The sequence below is a fragment of the Streptococcus sp. CCUG 71758 genome (assembly GCF_011714815.1).
Classification (GTDB): Bacteria; Bacillota; Bacilli; order Lactobacillales; family Streptococcaceae; genus Streptococcus; species Streptococcus halitosis.
Genome location: NZ_RXXO01000004.1, coordinates 1 through 15,904, shown reverse-complemented (window position 1 = coordinate 15,904; position 15,904 = coordinate 1). Strand labels below are relative to the sequence as shown.

Here is a 15,904-nt window from a genome sequence, read left to right as displayed (position 1 = left end):
TCAGGTAATAAACCTGATTCTTTTTGTGTATCAACTTTTTCTTCTAGTCAGATAATGCAAGCCTCCAATCACCACTGCTAGGATGGCTACATAGACGACTTGGGTGGTTTCTAAAGGCACATACGCTCCTCGCAGGATAAAGGTATTGACAAGCACTCCAACAAGGGCTGCAAGGCTCAAAAGTATGAGCAAGACTAGTTTGTATCGATTAAATGGCAGACTGACCTTGGCTACTAGACACAGACCATTGATCAGGGCAAGGAGGAAGCAAATAAATTTGACCTGACCTGGGACAGTGATAAAGAAGTTCGTCAGGAGAACACTAGTAACCAGAATGCCACCACCAATCGTAGCATTGGTCAAAATATCTCGCATAAAATGTGTGCTGACCTTTTCTTTATTGGACTCAAAAGTTAGGAAGAAAGATGGAATCCCAATCGTAATAGCTGAAATGATTGTAAACTGAATGGGGATAAAAGCGAATTCCAAACCAAATACCACACTCAAAATGGCAAAAACGATGGAGAAGAAGGTCTTTGTTAGAAAGAGAGAGGCTACCTTTTGGATGTTATTGATGACCCGGCGACCTTCCATCAAGATATCATAAAATACCGCAAAATCATCAGTGAGAAAAACAATATTGGATACACTTTTGGCTGCACTGGTAGCCCCCTTCATGGCAAAGCTGATATCTGCTTTCTTGAGAGCCAGAACATCATTGACCCCGTCACCGCTCATTGCAACTGTTTTACCAGCATTTTGCAAAATAGATACCATCTTTTGCTTCTGTTCAGGTGTCACACGACCAAATATTTCGTGTTCCAAGACCACTCTTTCAAAGTCATCATCGCTCACCTTGGTCATATCAATCGCACGGGCTTCTTCCTTAAAACCTGCCTTACGAGCCACCCCATATACAGCCACATGATTATCACCACTGATAATCTTCACTTCAACACCTTGAGATTCGAAATAGTCAAAGGTTTCCTTGGTATTGTCCTTAATCTCATCTGACAAAACGACGTGCCCTAATAGTTCCATTTCGGATGGGCTTGTAATGTGGTCCTTACTATGGGCAAGTGTCAAGATTCGAAAACCTTGCTGTTTCAGATGCTCATAGTAGGCATCCATCGGCTGGGTAAAGCCTAAAAACTCATAGGCTCCGAAGAAATAGGTCCCACTGTCTTTTACTTGGACAAAGGAATACTTGTTTTTACTTGAAAAGGCACCGACTTCTTGAACTTCCCACTTTTTCTCACAGGTTAAGTAAGTCTTCAGAGCTCGGGAAGTTGCATTTTCATCTTCGAAATAAGCCAAATAAGAAGACAGTTTCTCTGCTACATTAGCATCCATTTCTTGGACCTTCATACTACCAGTCGTGATGGTTCCAGTCTTATCAAAACAAAGAACATCTACTCGCGCCAAGGTCTCTACACAGTATAGCTCCTGCACTAGAACCTTCTTTTTAGCCAACTTCATGGCTGCTACCGCTAGGGAGACGCTAACCAAGAGAATCAAACCCTCTGGAATCATGCCAACCAAGGCACCAGAACTTCCCAAGACAATCTCAACATAAGTTCGCCCTAGACTAAAACCTCTGACATAGAGCAGAATGGCAACTGGCACCAGCAGGATAGAGACGATTTTTAAAATCTTATCCATATAATCGCACAGTTGAGAAGGGTATTTTTTGAATTCCTTGCTGGATTTTGCAAGTTTGTTGATATAACTATCGGGACCCACAGCTGTAGCAAGGACCAGACAAGTACCGCTGACAACATTGCTTCCGCTCATCAGCTTGTCACCAACTGTTTTAAAGACCGAATCACTCTCACCCGTCAGCAAGGACTCATCTACTTCAATATTCCCTTCCAACACTTCTGCATCTACAGGTACCTGATCTCCCAGATTGAGATGCAGATACTCGCCCAGTACGATGTCCTCTGGATCAATCTCAATCGTTTGACCATCTCGGTTGACTCTGTACTTACTTTTACCAAGCAAACTCAGCTTTTCTAAGGCATTTTTTGAACGCACTTCTTGGAAAATCCCAATGGCTGTATTGATAGCAATCACACCTAAAAAGAGCATATTTTCAAATCGCAAGGTTGTGGCTACCAGAACTGCCAGAGCCAAGTTCATAGCATTAAAAAAGGTAAAGATATTTGAAACGACGATTTCCTTGGTTGTTTTATAGGGTTTAATGTCGCTGATATTTCGTTGACGATCCTTGATGTCTTGACTGCTTAAATACTTCATTTCTACTCCGATATCCTTTTGTACTACTATAGTAACACATATCTTTTTCTCTGTCACTTAAATACTCAAAATAAGAAGAACTCCCTTGGCAAGCATCATCTATCCCCACTTTAAGAAGGACTTAAAAAAGAAGCTAGGATTTCCCTAACCTCTTTTCTTTATGCTTTATTCTGCCAAGGCTCCCATTGGATCCCATGGTGCAAGTACGATTGGTTCTGCTTCATAAGCAGCTTGTTCTTCTGCTGTCAGCAATTCCTTACGGACAACGATTTGATAGGTGTATTCATCCATCCAAGCGTCTGAGGCGACGAAGTAACCATCTGTACCGACCTTGTCTCCCCATGAGTTTTCAACCTTCCACTTAGTTGACTTGCCATTTTCATCCAAATCAACACCTGTCAAGACCATAGCGTGGGTCATCAAGCTTTCGCTGTAGTCCAAACGTCCAGCCTTGTCTTGAGTCAGTTGAATATCCATACTTGATTCAAAGTCATAAACATCTGTCGCAAGGATCCCGGCTTTGCGGTTGCTGAGCTGGCCGACATCTGAACCAAACCAAACAGTTTCTCCTGTCTGCATTTGGGCAATCGCCAATTCTTTCAAGCGCTCCATAGGAACGTTGATGTAGCGAACTGCACGGCTACCAACCACATTTCCCAACATCTCAACTGTGTAAGATTTGCCGTAAGGCTTGTCAGCAGTTGGAGCATTGATAACAGAAACATAGTCTTCTAGAGGAAGATTGACATATTTCTTGTAAAACTCTTGTGGCGTGATACCCTTTTCGCTTTGGTAGTTATCATCCTTATCGCGATAAGCAAAGTCAAATTTACGTGGTGGAAGTCCTAGTGACATAGCAAGGAAGTTAAAGATTTCTTGCAAGAGGTCTTCTTTCTTAGCTTGAACAGTCGCTTGGTCTGCACCAGAAGCGAGCAAGTCACGCAAGATTTGAGCATCTTGACGAAGCAATTTGTTGAGGATGGCATTGAGCTCACGGCTACTGCTAGATGAAACAGACTCAGGATAAACAGACTTGGGAACGACACCGTATTTCTCAAAGAGGGCAACGACCATATCCCATTGACCACCATCTTGTTGTGGAGTTTGGAGTAGGAAGCTAACCTTGCGACTCGTCAATTCTTGGTCTGCAGTCGCAATGACTTGCTCCAAGAACCAGTTGGATTTCTCGTACTTGTCCCAGAAGAATGTGTGGGCTTGTGACAACTCAAAGTTTTCCAGTTTGTATTGAGAGATGAGTTTGTGGCGGAAGGTGTTGAGAGCTGCAAACATCCAGCAACGACCAGAGGCTTTCTGGTTAGTAACCTTGTCCTTGGTCAAATCCAATGAGAAAACAGGTGTATTGTCTACATGGCTTTGGCGACGTTCTAGGGCTGCAAAAATTCCGTTGTGGCTGGCAGCATTTTCAATCGCTTGGTATTTGACATTTGCTTCATAGTTAGCAAATAGTTTATCTGTAAATGATTCTTGAATCGCGTTCATAGATTCCTCCTTTTATTCTACTGTCTATTATAACTCTTTTCACAAAGGAAGCAACTGAAAAACGAAAAAGGCAAGGACATTCTCCTCACCTTTTCTAACATAATCCAAACTAAGCAATACTAGCAAGGAGATTCTCTAACTCCTCCCTGGTCAGGCGACGCCATTCTCCTCGTTCTAAGTTCTCATCCAAAACTAGAGTCCCCATCGTCAAACGTTGTAGGTCCACCACTTCCTTGCCACAGTATGCCACCATGCGTTTGACCTGATGAAACTTCCCTTCAGCAATGGTCACACGAACCAGACTTTGATTTTTTTCTGGATCTACCGATACAAGCTCCAGTCTAGCAGGCTGACAGGTAAAGTCTTTGAGCGGAATGCCCTTGGCAAATGTCTCCACATCTTCTTGGGTCATAATACCTTTGACTTGAGCTAGATAAGTCTTATCCACATGACGTTTAGGCGAAAGAAGAGAATGGGCAAGCTGGCCGTCATTGGTCAAGAGCAGAAGACCATGCGTATCAATATCCAAGCGCCCTACTGGAAAAACTTCCTTGGTCCGAGCAATATCATCCAACAAGTCCAACACTGTTCTGTGTTTAGAATCCTCAGTCGCTGAAATGACTCCTTGGGGCTTGTTCATCATGTAGTAGACAAACTCCTCGTACTCTAGCACTTGACCATCAAAGCGAATTTCGTCTTTTTCTTCATTTATTTGCAATTTTGCTGATTTTTCTTTCTTGCCATTGACCGTCACGCGTCCAGCCTTGAGCAAGTTTTTTACCTCCGTCCGACTCCCTACAGCGCAGGCAACTAAAAATTTATCTAATCTCATAGAACTATTATATCATACTCAAAAGGAGGCTGGTACAATGACCAACCTCCTTTTCGTTTCATACTCTTCAAAAATCTCTTCAAACCGCGTCAACGTCCATCTGCAACCTCAAAACAGTGTTTTGAGCTGACTTCGTCAGTTCTATCTACAACCGCAAAGCAGTGCTTTGAGCAGCCTGCGGCTAGTTTCCTAGTTTGCTCTTTGATTTTCATTGAGTATCAGATTTAAGAAATTAACTTCCTCGTCTCCAGAAAATAGCTAAGACAACCATAGCACCTAAAACAGCTGGAACAATAGCTATCCCCGCTAGGTTTGGACCCCAAGTTCCAAAGAGCAGGTGCCCCAAAGAAGCACCAATCCAGCCGAGAAACATTTTCCCAAAGCATCCCATGCTTTCTCCGCGATTGGTTAAAGCACCTGCCAAGAGTCCCACTAGGAGACCAACAAACATACTTCCAAGCATAGCTTCTCCTTAAATTGCCCAATCTCCATTGCGGAAGAGTGGTACGCGTGTTCCATCCTCACGGATACCATCGATATCCATTTGATTCGAACCAATCATAAAGTCCACGTGAACATCTGAACGGTTAAGCCCTGCAGCTTCAAGCTCCTCTTCGCGCATCTCCGCTCCACCAACAACGCTAGTCGCATAGGCTGCACCGATAGCCAAGTGGTTTGAAGCATTCTCATCGAAAAGTGTGTTAAAGAAGGTAATGCCTGACTGAGAAATTGGGCTTGGATCTGGTACCAAGGCACATTCGCCCAAGGCACGCGCGCCCGCATTTTCAAAGACAAGGTCTTTCATGACCTGTTCACCCTTTTCAGCAGTGATATCTACGATTTGACCATCCTTGAAGGTTACTTTAATGCCTTCAATGATATTTCCGTTGTAGCTAAGTGGTTTTGTAGAGGTTACATAGCCATCTGCACGACGGAAGTCAGGCGCTGTAAAGACTTCTTCTGTTGGCATATTTGGCAAGAATCCTTCGCCCTGTGCATTGATAGCACCAGCTGATTCCCAAACGTGGTTCTTTGGCAAACCAAGTGTCAAATCTGTTCCTGGCGCTGTGTAGTGAAGTGCTGAAAATTGTTCTTTATTAAGCATATCTGCCTTGCTCTTGAGGATGGCTGCATGTTCTTCCCAAGCCTTAACAGGATCTTCCTCATAGACACGACAAGTCTTAAAGATTTGGTCCCAGAGGAGATCGACTGCTTCTTCATCGCTCGCAGCATTTGGAAAGACTTTCTTAGCCCACTCAAGTCCAGCAGCGGCTGCTACAGTCCAGCTAACCTTGTTGGATTGTGTTGCGATACGCATTGGCTTCATCGCAAGTCCCATAGCTTTAGCAGAAGCTGAAAGCTTGTCCGCATCCACTCCGTTCAAGGCACCTGGATCAGAAGAACGGACACCGAGACGGCTAGCCTTATTCTCCAAGAGATAGTTCATCTCAGCAATCTTGTATTCTGGTACATTGTCTAAACGCTCCATCGGCGCGTGAAGGAATTTCTCACGATTTACAAAGTCGTCTGCCCATTGAACGATAACTTCGTGTGCACCAAGTGCATAAGCTTCTTTAACAATTAAATGCGCCAACTCGCGTTGCTCCACATCGATAGAAAGAGCCAAAGTATGACCAGGCTGCACGTTAATTCCATTCGCAACCAACAATTTCGCATATTTTTCTAGATTTTCTTTAAAATTTGGTAAAACCATTTTATTTGTCCTTTTCTTTTGTTATTTTTCTTTCAAAGCAGAAAATAATCCTGCCAAAGCAATAGCACCTGACAAGAGTGCTGTCGATAGAAGAATTGTTTCATCTGCCAGCTCTAGCTGATAGTCAAAAATCTTTTCAGCAGGTTTATCTTCCGCAAAAATCCTTAGTTTCATCAAATGTCCCCCATTACTAGTATATCACATATATTAGCATTTTAAAAAACAAGCTCATTAAAGCTTGTTTTTATTTAACTATCACAAAAGTCGTGTACATATCTTTCCACTTCTTTTTCCATAAATTGAATCTCACAAATACCCCATTTATCATTCTTTACCGTTACATCTGCCATCATCTGTAATTTTAAACTCTGGCGATTGAAAATTCCTTCCCACTGTTTATATTTTGCACTTGGAACTAAATTTCCAAACTTCGAATTTTGACTATCTGTAATGATACAGAGATTCCCAAAGGAATGCAAAAATTTATCATCAATTTTTTCAACTCTTTCATCACTATTTGGATGTTGTGGAAACCAATGCTCTATAGAACGACGATATGTAAATTTGAAATCTTCAAACTTAACATCGTATGCTTTCTTTAATTCTTCACGATTTTTCCATAAAACATAATCCACAAAGTTAAAAGCATAAACAGGAATTGCACCATATTTCTTAATTCTTCTATCCTCAGTAAAAAATCTTTCTTCTGCATACGTTACTGCCATTTTTTCTAGAAATTCTTTAAAATGAGCACCAAATTCTTGATCATTTAGTTCTTCAATATGTCTGAAGAGAAATTGTAAAATCTCATATAACCAACGACTATCACGATTAGCAGTAAAGGTCACAGCAAACATAGATTGAAGGAGGATAATGTTTTTGTTTAAATTGTCAAATGTATTTTTTTGATAATTAATTCGGACATATTTCCATCCTCCATTTTCATTTCGTTGATATGTCTCATACTGACCTCGTTTGATTTGCCATTCGGTTTCATTTTCTAATTGGACATTTTTTACGATAAACGTATCAAATATATGCTTCATAGTCAGAAGTAAATTCCCAAATTGTTGAACCCATTTTCTATCTCGACGTTCAATTTGAAATATTGTCAATAATTTTTTATCATCAAATGTAGTTTCGTCATTTCCTTCCATGATGAAAAAAACTTGAAGTAAAAATGTTGGAAAATCAATTATAGTCGTATAATTTGAAATGTCTGCTCCATTATTTACTAAGCTACTACTTTCATATTTTGTCTGAGTAATTGCATCTAGTAAACTTCGTTGCTCAATTTTTTTTACTCTTATTTTCTCAAATACACTTTCCAATTTGAAGTTAGTAAATTCTTTACCAAAAATTTTCTCCCCCTCTTCATCAGTATTGTTTGGTCTACTTCGGATTTGAAAAGTTTTTATTACCGGCTTATCAAATTCCACACAGGCATCCCAAATTCTTGCAAATTTTTGTGCCATTTCTTGATCTTCATCAAACTTAGCCATCATTTGTGCCTTAAGAATTTCATGAGCTTCTAGTTGTTCTCCCCGAGAGTTAAAACGTTCGAAATAAAGATTCAAATCTAAATCTTTAGGAAGTATACTTCGAAAAATGATGACATTCTCAAAAAGATAATCAACGAAGGACTGAAGTTCAAGTTGGCGCTCTCCTAGCACTTTTTTTAAGGCATCTTTAGCATGTATGTACCCTCTAGTTAATTCATTTTCATCGTCCTCAGAAATTTTTTGCTTAGTAAATAGTTTTTGAATATTTTCATTTGATTTCCTCCGAGCTGGGAAAGTTAAACGAACCGCCTCTAATCTGTCACAATCAAACTCATTTTTCAAAACCAAAGCAATTAAATTAAAGGCTGTGGTTCGTTGTTGACCATCTATAATTTTGAAAATACCATTCTCTTCATTGACGACTAATGTTCCAATATAGTAATTGTCTCTCTTTTCTTTAAAAGCATCTGCTACATCGTTCAATAATTGTTCGATCTCATCATAAGTCCAGGAAAAATTTCTCTGATAAAGAGGAATAGCATAGGTCTCTTCATTTAGCAAACGATTAACTGATAAGCATATATGTGTTTCTACCATTTATCTTTTTCCTCTTCTATAATTTGTTCCACAGTATAATTTTCAAATAACTCTCTATCTATCTTGACCATGAAATCATTTGGAGTGACAGCATGAGATAAAAGTTGAAATAGCTTTTGAACCTCTTTTTGTCTAAACCTTCCACCAGCAACATAGTTTCCAACAGTTGCATCATATATGGCTTTAGACTTAACTCGAGGGTAATAAGACCAAATAAACAAGGTCTCTACTATCTCTTTTGATAGCTCCTCTTTTCCAAATCTATCTGCGAAAAGCGAGCAAATATTTAGGAATATATTGTGACACTTGAGATAGCGACCCTTTGAGCTGTTGTAAATGTTTAACATACCTTCTGGGTAAGCTAAATTTTGTTCTTCCTCCTCTGACTCATTAGAGATTCCTAACTGTTCATTTAAAAAATCTTTATGATTTTTAATAGTTTCATGAGAAGATTCAATATACTCAAAAAATTTACTTCCATCAATGATTGGCATAGTAATGGACATAGGGAGATTTTCAATATGACGATACAATTCTAGATATGGAAAGTTCTGATTCAAATCAACGCCTTTAAAGTCGTCAATAAAATCCTCTGTAAAGCGGAGATAAGATCCATAACGCTTGTTTGTTAATCCTGTCTCTCCTCGCGACCAACGTCTCATACGAAAAAGATGATTATCAAACAACTCTTTGAGACTTAACTCTTTATCCTCTACAAATTGCTCCCACTTTTCAACAATCTTTTCATCTTCTGAATCTTGCTTGCGAAGATGATAGGCTTTGAGCAAATCATGAGGTTCTAAAGATTTACCACGATTATTCTGAGAATCAAATAACTGAAAGGCTTCAGATAATCGTTCTTGGGGCATAGTAATCACAGAGACAGCACAATTCTCTAATAAAAAGTTGCAAATATCTTTTGCCTCATTTTCGCCAACTAATTGAGTTAAATTTTTCCACTCATTATAATTTTCACTCGCATGATAGCAAGATAGCTCTCCAAATTCTTCAGCACTCAACAGTTGATTCGCACCCTTATAATTCTCTAAGTCATCTAACGAATGAAGAAACAAAGAAATTGAAATTAGCCGTTGCTGTCCATCGACAATATCTAAGTGTCCATCATTCTTATGCAGGATAACGGAACCAATCTGATATTCCTTTTTCCCCATAGCATCTCGTAAATCATAAAAAAGATTACGGATATGTTTTCTGTTCCATTTATATGGTCTTTGATAAGAAGGAATCCGCAAATTCCCTTTTTTCAATAGTTCTCCAACCTTTTTAGAAGTAAATTGAATACTCATTTTATCCTCATTTATATTTATCTATCATTTCTTGAACTGTTCGCTTCATATCCTCTACTAAAATCCGAGGAGACAAAACAGTAACTGCTTCCCCTTGTCCCAGTAACCAGCGTTTAAGACCCGGTGTATACTGACTTTTAAACTTAAAATGAGTCCAGTCACCATTTTTCCCAACTATTTTTGCATTTGGAAATTGATCCATCACAATAGTAGGATCATACAAATACCCAATCTCAATACTGATTTTCTTCCCGATAAAAGCATCAACTCTCTCGTTACGAATATCACCATCTCTAAATTTATCTCTATAAGAAATAGAGGGTTTCTCTATACCACTAAGAGACCATGATTGGATACGGTCTACTCTTAAAGTAATATAAGTAGCGTGTTTTAACTGATAAACAACCAGATAAAAATAATGACTATCATAGTAAAGAGATACAGGTAAAACCGTCTGCTTCTTAGAAGACTCAGAATAAGGTTTTTGATAGACAATATCTAGAACCTGTTCATGCAAAATAGCTTCTGATAAATTCCATATTTTCTCTATTCTATTTTGCTGATCCGTTAAGGGAGCATAATTAAGCTTTTCACTACCAATGATTTGCTCAATTTCTTTCTGGTCATCACGAGGAACTAAAATCAGTAAATTTTTTAGTAAGCTATCAATTTCTGGCCGATTCAATGCTCGATTTTCCAATAAAATCTTTGAAATAACAAGTATATCCTTTTTATTAAAAACTGACTTACTTGATAGGCTATACTTATTTGTTTTACGACTATAAAGCAGGTCTCCATTAAAATCGAGATGACTGGATAAAATATCACGAAGGAGCGAAAAATCTCTCTGTATCGTCTTTTCACTAACCTCAAATTCCTGGGCTAATTGCTTTTTTCCTAACGGAGTCCCAAACTGTAAGCGTAAAAAGATTGTTAGTAATCTCTCTTGATCATTCATCTAATGTCCTTTTTGTTAATCTTCAAGCAATGTTAGACAAGCTGTCATTCCCCACTTAAAACGCACAATCAAATGAAAATTTAGATTTTCCAATTGATCTGGTTCAGAGTCACCAGAGAAAACCATTTGTTTATTCATATCATGTTGAGAATTAAAAAGATTAAAAAATTTTTCTTGAATCATATCATCCTTTTCTCCCAATATCTGAATATCATCTACTATTAGGAGATCAAACTTCTCACTTCTAACTTTTTGTATTTCTAGCTCATTTTCTAACAAATCTTTAGCAGAAATATATTTTACTCGCTTTTCTGGATTGTTCTCAAGAACCTTATTTCCAATTGCTTGCAGGAGATGTGTTTTTCCTGAACCTGATTGCCCATAAATATAAAGGGGATTGTATTTTAATCCTAAGTTCTTTACTACTTCTAAAGCTTCTTTTTTGCTAAAGCATTACCGTCTTTTTCTATAAAATTTTCAAATTGATATTTGTTATCTAATCCTGTATTGTTCATCATTTAAACCTCTTTCTTTGTTATGCTATAAGTATAACAAAACAGATGGACAATTTTTGTCCGTCTGTTAATTTTTTTTTAAAATAAATCATCAAACAAACTCAACTGGTTATCCTCTGGCATATTGCCAAGAATCCCCATTTCATCCATCTTTTCAACCAAGGTCGATGACAGTCCGCCACGCTTGCGCAGTTCTGTCTTAGAGAGGAACTCACCCTCTTCACGCGCACGCACCAACTGCTTAGCAACGTTCTCTCCCAGACCATCCATTGCTACAAATGGCGGAATGAGGGTATCCCCATCGATGAGGAACTCTGTTGCCTGACTACGGTAGAGATCGAGTTTGCCAAACTTGAAACCACGTTCCCACATTTCATTGACAATCTCAAGAGTTGTATAGAGGTCAATTTCCACATTAGAGGCTTCATTATTCTTCCGTTTTTCAGCAATTTCTTGCATCTTGCGCTTGATGGCATCCAAACCCGCCCCCATGGTCTTGATATCAAAAGCCTTGGCTCGGATTGAGAAATAAGCACAGTAGTAATAAATCGGATGGTGAACCTTGAAGTAGGCCACACGCAAGGCCATCATAACGTAGGCGGCCGCATGGGCCTTAGGGAACATGTACTTGATTTTCCCACAGGACTCGATATACCACTCTGGCACCTTATTGGCCTTCATAGCCTCGATGTAGCCATTTCGCTCCTCTTCGGAAATCTTTAGCCACATGCCCTTACGTACCCGTTCCATGATAGTAAAAGCCATCTTAGGTTCAAGACCAGCATGCATGAGATAAACCATGATATCGTCCCGACAACCGATAACAGTCGATAGGTCCGCAATCCCTTGCTTGATCAGATCCTGGGCGTTCCCCAGCCACACATCGGTACCGTGGGATAGACCAGACAGCTGAAGCAACTCCGCAAAAGTCGTCGGATGTGTCTCATCTACCATTCCACGTACAAAGTTGGTTCCAAACTCTGGAATTCCCAGCATCCCTGTTGGAGTTCCAATTTGCTCAGGCGTCACCCCTAAAACTTCCGTTCCAGAAAAGAGAGCCATAACGCTTTCATCATCCATGGGAATTTCATTAGGGTCAATACCAGACAAGTCCTGCAATTTCCGAATCATGGTCGGATCATCATGCCCCAGTACATCAAGTTTGAGGACATTCTCATCGATATCGTGGAAGTTAAAGTGAGTCGTCTGCCATTCAGCCGTCATGTCATCTGCTGGATACTGAACAGGCGTAAAATCGTAAACATCCATGTAGTTAGGAATAACAACGATTCCCCCCGGGTGTTGTCCTGTTGTCCGCTTGACACCAGCCGCACCCTGAGCGAGGCGTTCCACCTCTGCATCACGATAAAACTTCCCATAGTCCCGCTCATAGCCCTTTACAAAGCCATAAGCGGTCTTAGCAGCCACCGTACCAACCGTTCCTGCACGGAAGGCATATTCTTCACCAAAGATATCACGCACATCCAAGTGAGCGCTAGGCTGGTCTTCTCCCGAAAAGTTCAAGTCAATATCGGGAACCTTATCTCCATCAAAACCAAGGAAGGTCTCGAACGGAATATCCTGTCCATTTTTGCTAAGTTTATGACCACAGTTTGGACAGTCCTTATTAGGCATATCAAAACCTGAACCGTAAGAACCATCCGTGATAAACTCACTATACTGACACTGACCACAAACATAATGAGGAGAGAGTGGATTAACCTCCGTAATCCCAATCATGGTCGCAACAAAACTGGACCCAACAGACCCACGAGAACCAACCAAGTAGCCCCGTTCATTGGAACGTTGCACCAGCATCTGCGATGCTAGATAAATCACGGCAAATCCATTCCCCAGTATGGATGTTAATTCTTTTTCAATCCGCAAATCAACAATATCTGGCAGCGGATTTCCATAAATCTCAAAAGCTTTCTTATAGGTCAGCTCAGCGACCGTTTCTTCAGCCTTATCGATGAAAGGAGTGTACAAGTCACCCTTAACAACCTCAACAGGTTCAAAGATATCTGCCAAGGCATTGGTGTTTTCAATGACTAATTTGCGTGCTAAATCTTCTCCCAAGAAAGCAAATTCATCCAACATTTCATTGGTCGTTCTAAAATGAGCCTTCGGTAGCGGTGCTGGTTGGGCATGTTCGCCGTGACCGATGGTTCGGTTAATCATAGCCCCCTGTCCCAAACTACGGACGATAATTTCACGGTAAATCTCTTCTTCCGGTTCGATATAATGGACATTTCCCGTAGCTAAAACGGGCTTGCCAAGACGGTCCCCGACCTCTATCAAACTCTTGATAATAGTCTGGAGTTCCTCCATATCCTTAACCTGCTCTTTAGCAATCAATGGTGCATAGATAGCTGGTGGCATAACCTCGATAAAGTCATAATACTTAGCCACCTCAACCGCCGCATCTACACCTTGGGAAACAACCGCATCAAAAACTTCACCTTCAGAGCAAGCTGTTCCCAAAATCAAGCCCTCCCGATGAGCATCTAGAACCGTTCTCGGAATCCGTGGCACCCCTTCAAAGTACTTGGTATTGGACAAAGAAACCAGCTTAAAGATGTTTTTTAGACCCACTTGATTCTTGACATAGATGGTCGCATGCTTGATCCGAGCTTTTTTATAAGAGTCTGGACTAATCAAATCAATATTCAGTCTAGCCAGATCAGTCACACCATGTTTTTCTGCTACATCCTTGATAAAGATAAAGAGCAAACGACCAGTAGCTTCCGCATCGTAGTTGGCCATGTGGTGGTGGTCCAGTGCCACACCAAAACGCTTGGTCAAAGGTCCCAAACCATGACGTTTATACTCAGGATAGAGGTTTCTAGCAAACTCCAGCGTATCAATAACTGGCTGGCTAATCTTAGGCAGACCATGACGCTCATAGTTAGCATTCATAAAGCCAACGTCAAAGGTAGCATTGTGGGCAACTAAGACTGTATCCTTGCAAAATTCTTGGAATTCTTGTAAAACTTGTTCCAGTGGTTTGGCATTTTTGACATGGTCATCTGTAATTCCAGTCAACTCGGTAGTAAAGGCTGACAAGGGATATCCAGGATTGATAAATTCATCAAATTCGGCAATAACATTTCCCTTGTACATCTTAGAAGCCGCAACTTGAATCAAGTCATTATAGATAGCTGAAAGTCCCGTCGTTTCCACGTCAAAAACCACGTAGGTCGCTTCTGACAATTCCATCTCTACTTCGTTGTAAACGATAGGAACACGGTCTTCAACGATATTGGCTTCCATTCCATAGATCAGCTGAATTCCTGCTTTCTTAGCTGCCTTGTAGCCATGTGGAAAGGACTGAACATTCCCATGGTCCGTGATGGCAACCGCCTTGTGTCCCCACTTTGCAGCTGTCGCAACAATTTCTTCGACCTCTGGCAAAGCATCCATAGTCGACATGTTAGTATGAGCATGAAACTCAACCCGACGCTCACCTTCTGGCATAAAATCCTTCCGCTCATAGTGAACAACTTCCTGCACATCCTGCACGTTCATTGTCAAATCGCGTGTGAAGTTATTCATCTCCACATTCCCACGAACTCGGAGCCATGAATTCTTCTTAATGATGTCAAACTTCTGAGCCTCTTCCTCGTTCTTAACCCACTTTTGCATAGAAAAACTTGAAGTGTAGTCTGTCATCTTAAAGTTAATCAAGACACGGCCTGTTCTAGTCACTTTATGCTCTACATCAAAGACTACCCCTTCAAAGACCAAACGATTTTCCTCAGTCGTCACATCGATCATCTGGGTCACTTCAGCCTTATCTAATTTTGGCTTGGCTGCAGCTTTTTTAACCTGAAAATCAAAAGCTGGTTTCTCTTCTACTGGCGGAGGAGCCATTTGTTCCAGTTGTTCCATAGCACGGAGTGCTTCCTCATTAGCAGCCTGAACAATTTGTTTATTCTCCACATGAAAGGCTTCCTGCTCCTCTTGTGTAAGGGCATCGTTCTTTTCTATTTGACAGATAAAAGCTGGGAAACCAAACTTTTCAAGTTGTTTCGCTAAATTAGGAAGATGATTCTTCTTAAAGTGTTCCTTATCAATCGCCTCGGAACCTTCAATAAAGAGCTGATTTCCCTCCGCACGAACTTGCAAATTCTGATAAAGAGATTTAAATCCTTGGCTGGCACATGGACCTTCAGAAAAAGCCTCCTTGTAGTAAGCCTGTAAGAGTTCATTAGAAAATTCTTGAGAAAGAACTTTGATTTCGAAAACAGCTTGATTCCCTGTCTTAGAAAATTCTTCACTCAATCCTTTCTTTAATTTTAGAAAGATTTCAATCGGTAAAATTTTAGAAAAAACAAAATGAAATTCCCAAATCTTACTAATTTTATGAACTACAACTCGTTCAATTCTTGCATCAACAAGAGCAGGATCCTGTCTCAATTGATCAGAGATTCCTAGTTGATTCATTAAAATTTCAAACTTACTTGACATTCATTTCCCTCACATTATTCTCTTACTATTTTACCATAATTAAAGAAAATATATATCCACAGCCATTCCTTAAGCACTGCTAGTTTACACAAATTTGTTCTGTAAATAAAAAAAAAGACTCTCAGAATCTCATTAGTAAAAAAAAAAAGATACCCTAAAGTATCCTCGTAATTAATCGGGAAGACAGGATTCGAACCTGCGACACCTTGGTCCCAAACCAAGTACTCTACCAAGCTGAGCTACTTCCCGC

11 protein-coding genes and 1 tRNA gene are annotated in these 15,904 nt (G+C 40.1%); all 12 read right to left on the bottom strand.

Annotation, left to right across the window (positions count from 1 at the left end; genetic code table 11):
• Positions 1-30: 30 nt before the first annotated feature.
• On the bottom strand, positions 31-2,259 hold the full coding sequence (locus tag EKB01_RS07430) for an HAD-IC family P-type ATPase (protein ID WP_167266358.1): 2,229 nt from the start codon (positions 2,257-2,259) through the stop codon (positions 31-33).
• Positions 2,260-2,424: 165 nt separating this feature from the next.
• Positions 2,425-3,759, bottom strand: coding sequence for an aminopeptidase C (pepC, locus tag EKB01_RS07425; RefSeq protein ID WP_167266355.1), 1,335 nt, complete (start codon positions 3,757-3,759; stop codon positions 2,425-2,427).
• A gap of 109 nt (positions 3,760-3,868) precedes the next feature.
• A complete protein-coding gene (locus EKB01_RS07420; RefSeq protein WP_070800482.1) occupies positions 3,869-4,591 on the bottom strand; it encodes a pseudouridine synthase in 723 nt (240 codons plus the stop codon).
• Positions 4,592-4,823: 232 nt separating this feature from the next.
• The gene (locus EKB01_RS07415) at positions 4,824-5,054 is read right to left on the bottom strand and encodes a GlsB/YeaQ/YmgE family stress response membrane protein (RefSeq protein WP_000901578.1); all 231 of its coding nucleotides are present in this window, start codon (positions 5,052-5,054) and stop codon (positions 4,824-4,826) included.
• Positions 5,055-5,063: 9 nt separating this feature from the next.
• Positions 5,064-6,305, bottom strand: coding sequence for an aminopeptidase (locus EKB01_RS07410; protein ID WP_000243904.1), 1,242 nt, complete (start codon positions 6,303-6,305; stop codon positions 5,064-5,066).
• 21 nt (positions 6,306-6,326) lie between these two features.
• Positions 6,327-6,479 (bottom strand): hypothetical protein, encoded by a 153-nt coding sequence (locus tag EKB01_RS07405; protein WP_000776615.1) that lies wholly within the window; start codon positions 6,477-6,479, stop codon positions 6,327-6,329.
• A 74-nt stretch (positions 6,480-6,553) separates the two neighbouring features.
• The gene (locus tag EKB01_RS07400; protein WP_084936780.1) at positions 6,554-8,404 is read right to left on the bottom strand and encodes a DUF262 domain-containing protein; all 1,851 of its coding nucleotides are present in this window, start codon (positions 8,402-8,404) and stop codon (positions 6,554-6,556) included.
• Positions 8,398-9,711 carry a DUF262 domain-containing protein gene (locus EKB01_RS07395; RefSeq protein WP_000027040.1) on the bottom strand — a complete coding sequence of 438 codons (1,314 nt, stop codon included), beginning with the start codon at positions 9,709-9,711 and terminating at the stop codon, positions 8,398-8,400. The genes EKB01_RS07400 and EKB01_RS07395 overlap by 7 nt, the downstream gene beginning before the upstream one ends.
• Positions 9,712-9,718: 7 nt before the next feature.
• Positions 9,719-10,669 carry a WYL domain-containing protein gene (locus tag EKB01_RS07390; protein WP_000999607.1) on the bottom strand — a complete coding sequence of 317 codons (951 nt, stop codon included), beginning with the start codon at positions 10,667-10,669 and terminating at the stop codon, positions 9,719-9,721.
• A gap of 15 nt (positions 10,670-10,684) precedes the next feature.
• Positions 10,685-11,056, bottom strand: a complete 372-nt coding sequence (locus tag EKB01_RS07385) for a DnaA/Hda family protein (protein ID WP_230453984.1) — start codon at positions 11,054-11,056, stop codon at positions 10,685-10,687.
• A 206-nt stretch (positions 11,057-11,262) separates the two neighbouring features.
• Positions 11,263-15,654 (bottom strand): PolC-type DNA polymerase III, encoded by a 4,392-nt coding sequence (locus EKB01_RS07380; RefSeq protein ID WP_084850998.1) that lies wholly within the window; start codon positions 15,652-15,654, stop codon positions 11,263-11,265.
• Positions 15,655-15,829: 175 nt separating this feature from the next.
• Positions 15,830-15,903 (bottom strand) — tRNA-Pro (locus tag EKB01_RS07375).
• Between the last annotated feature and the right edge of the window lies 1 nt (position 15,904).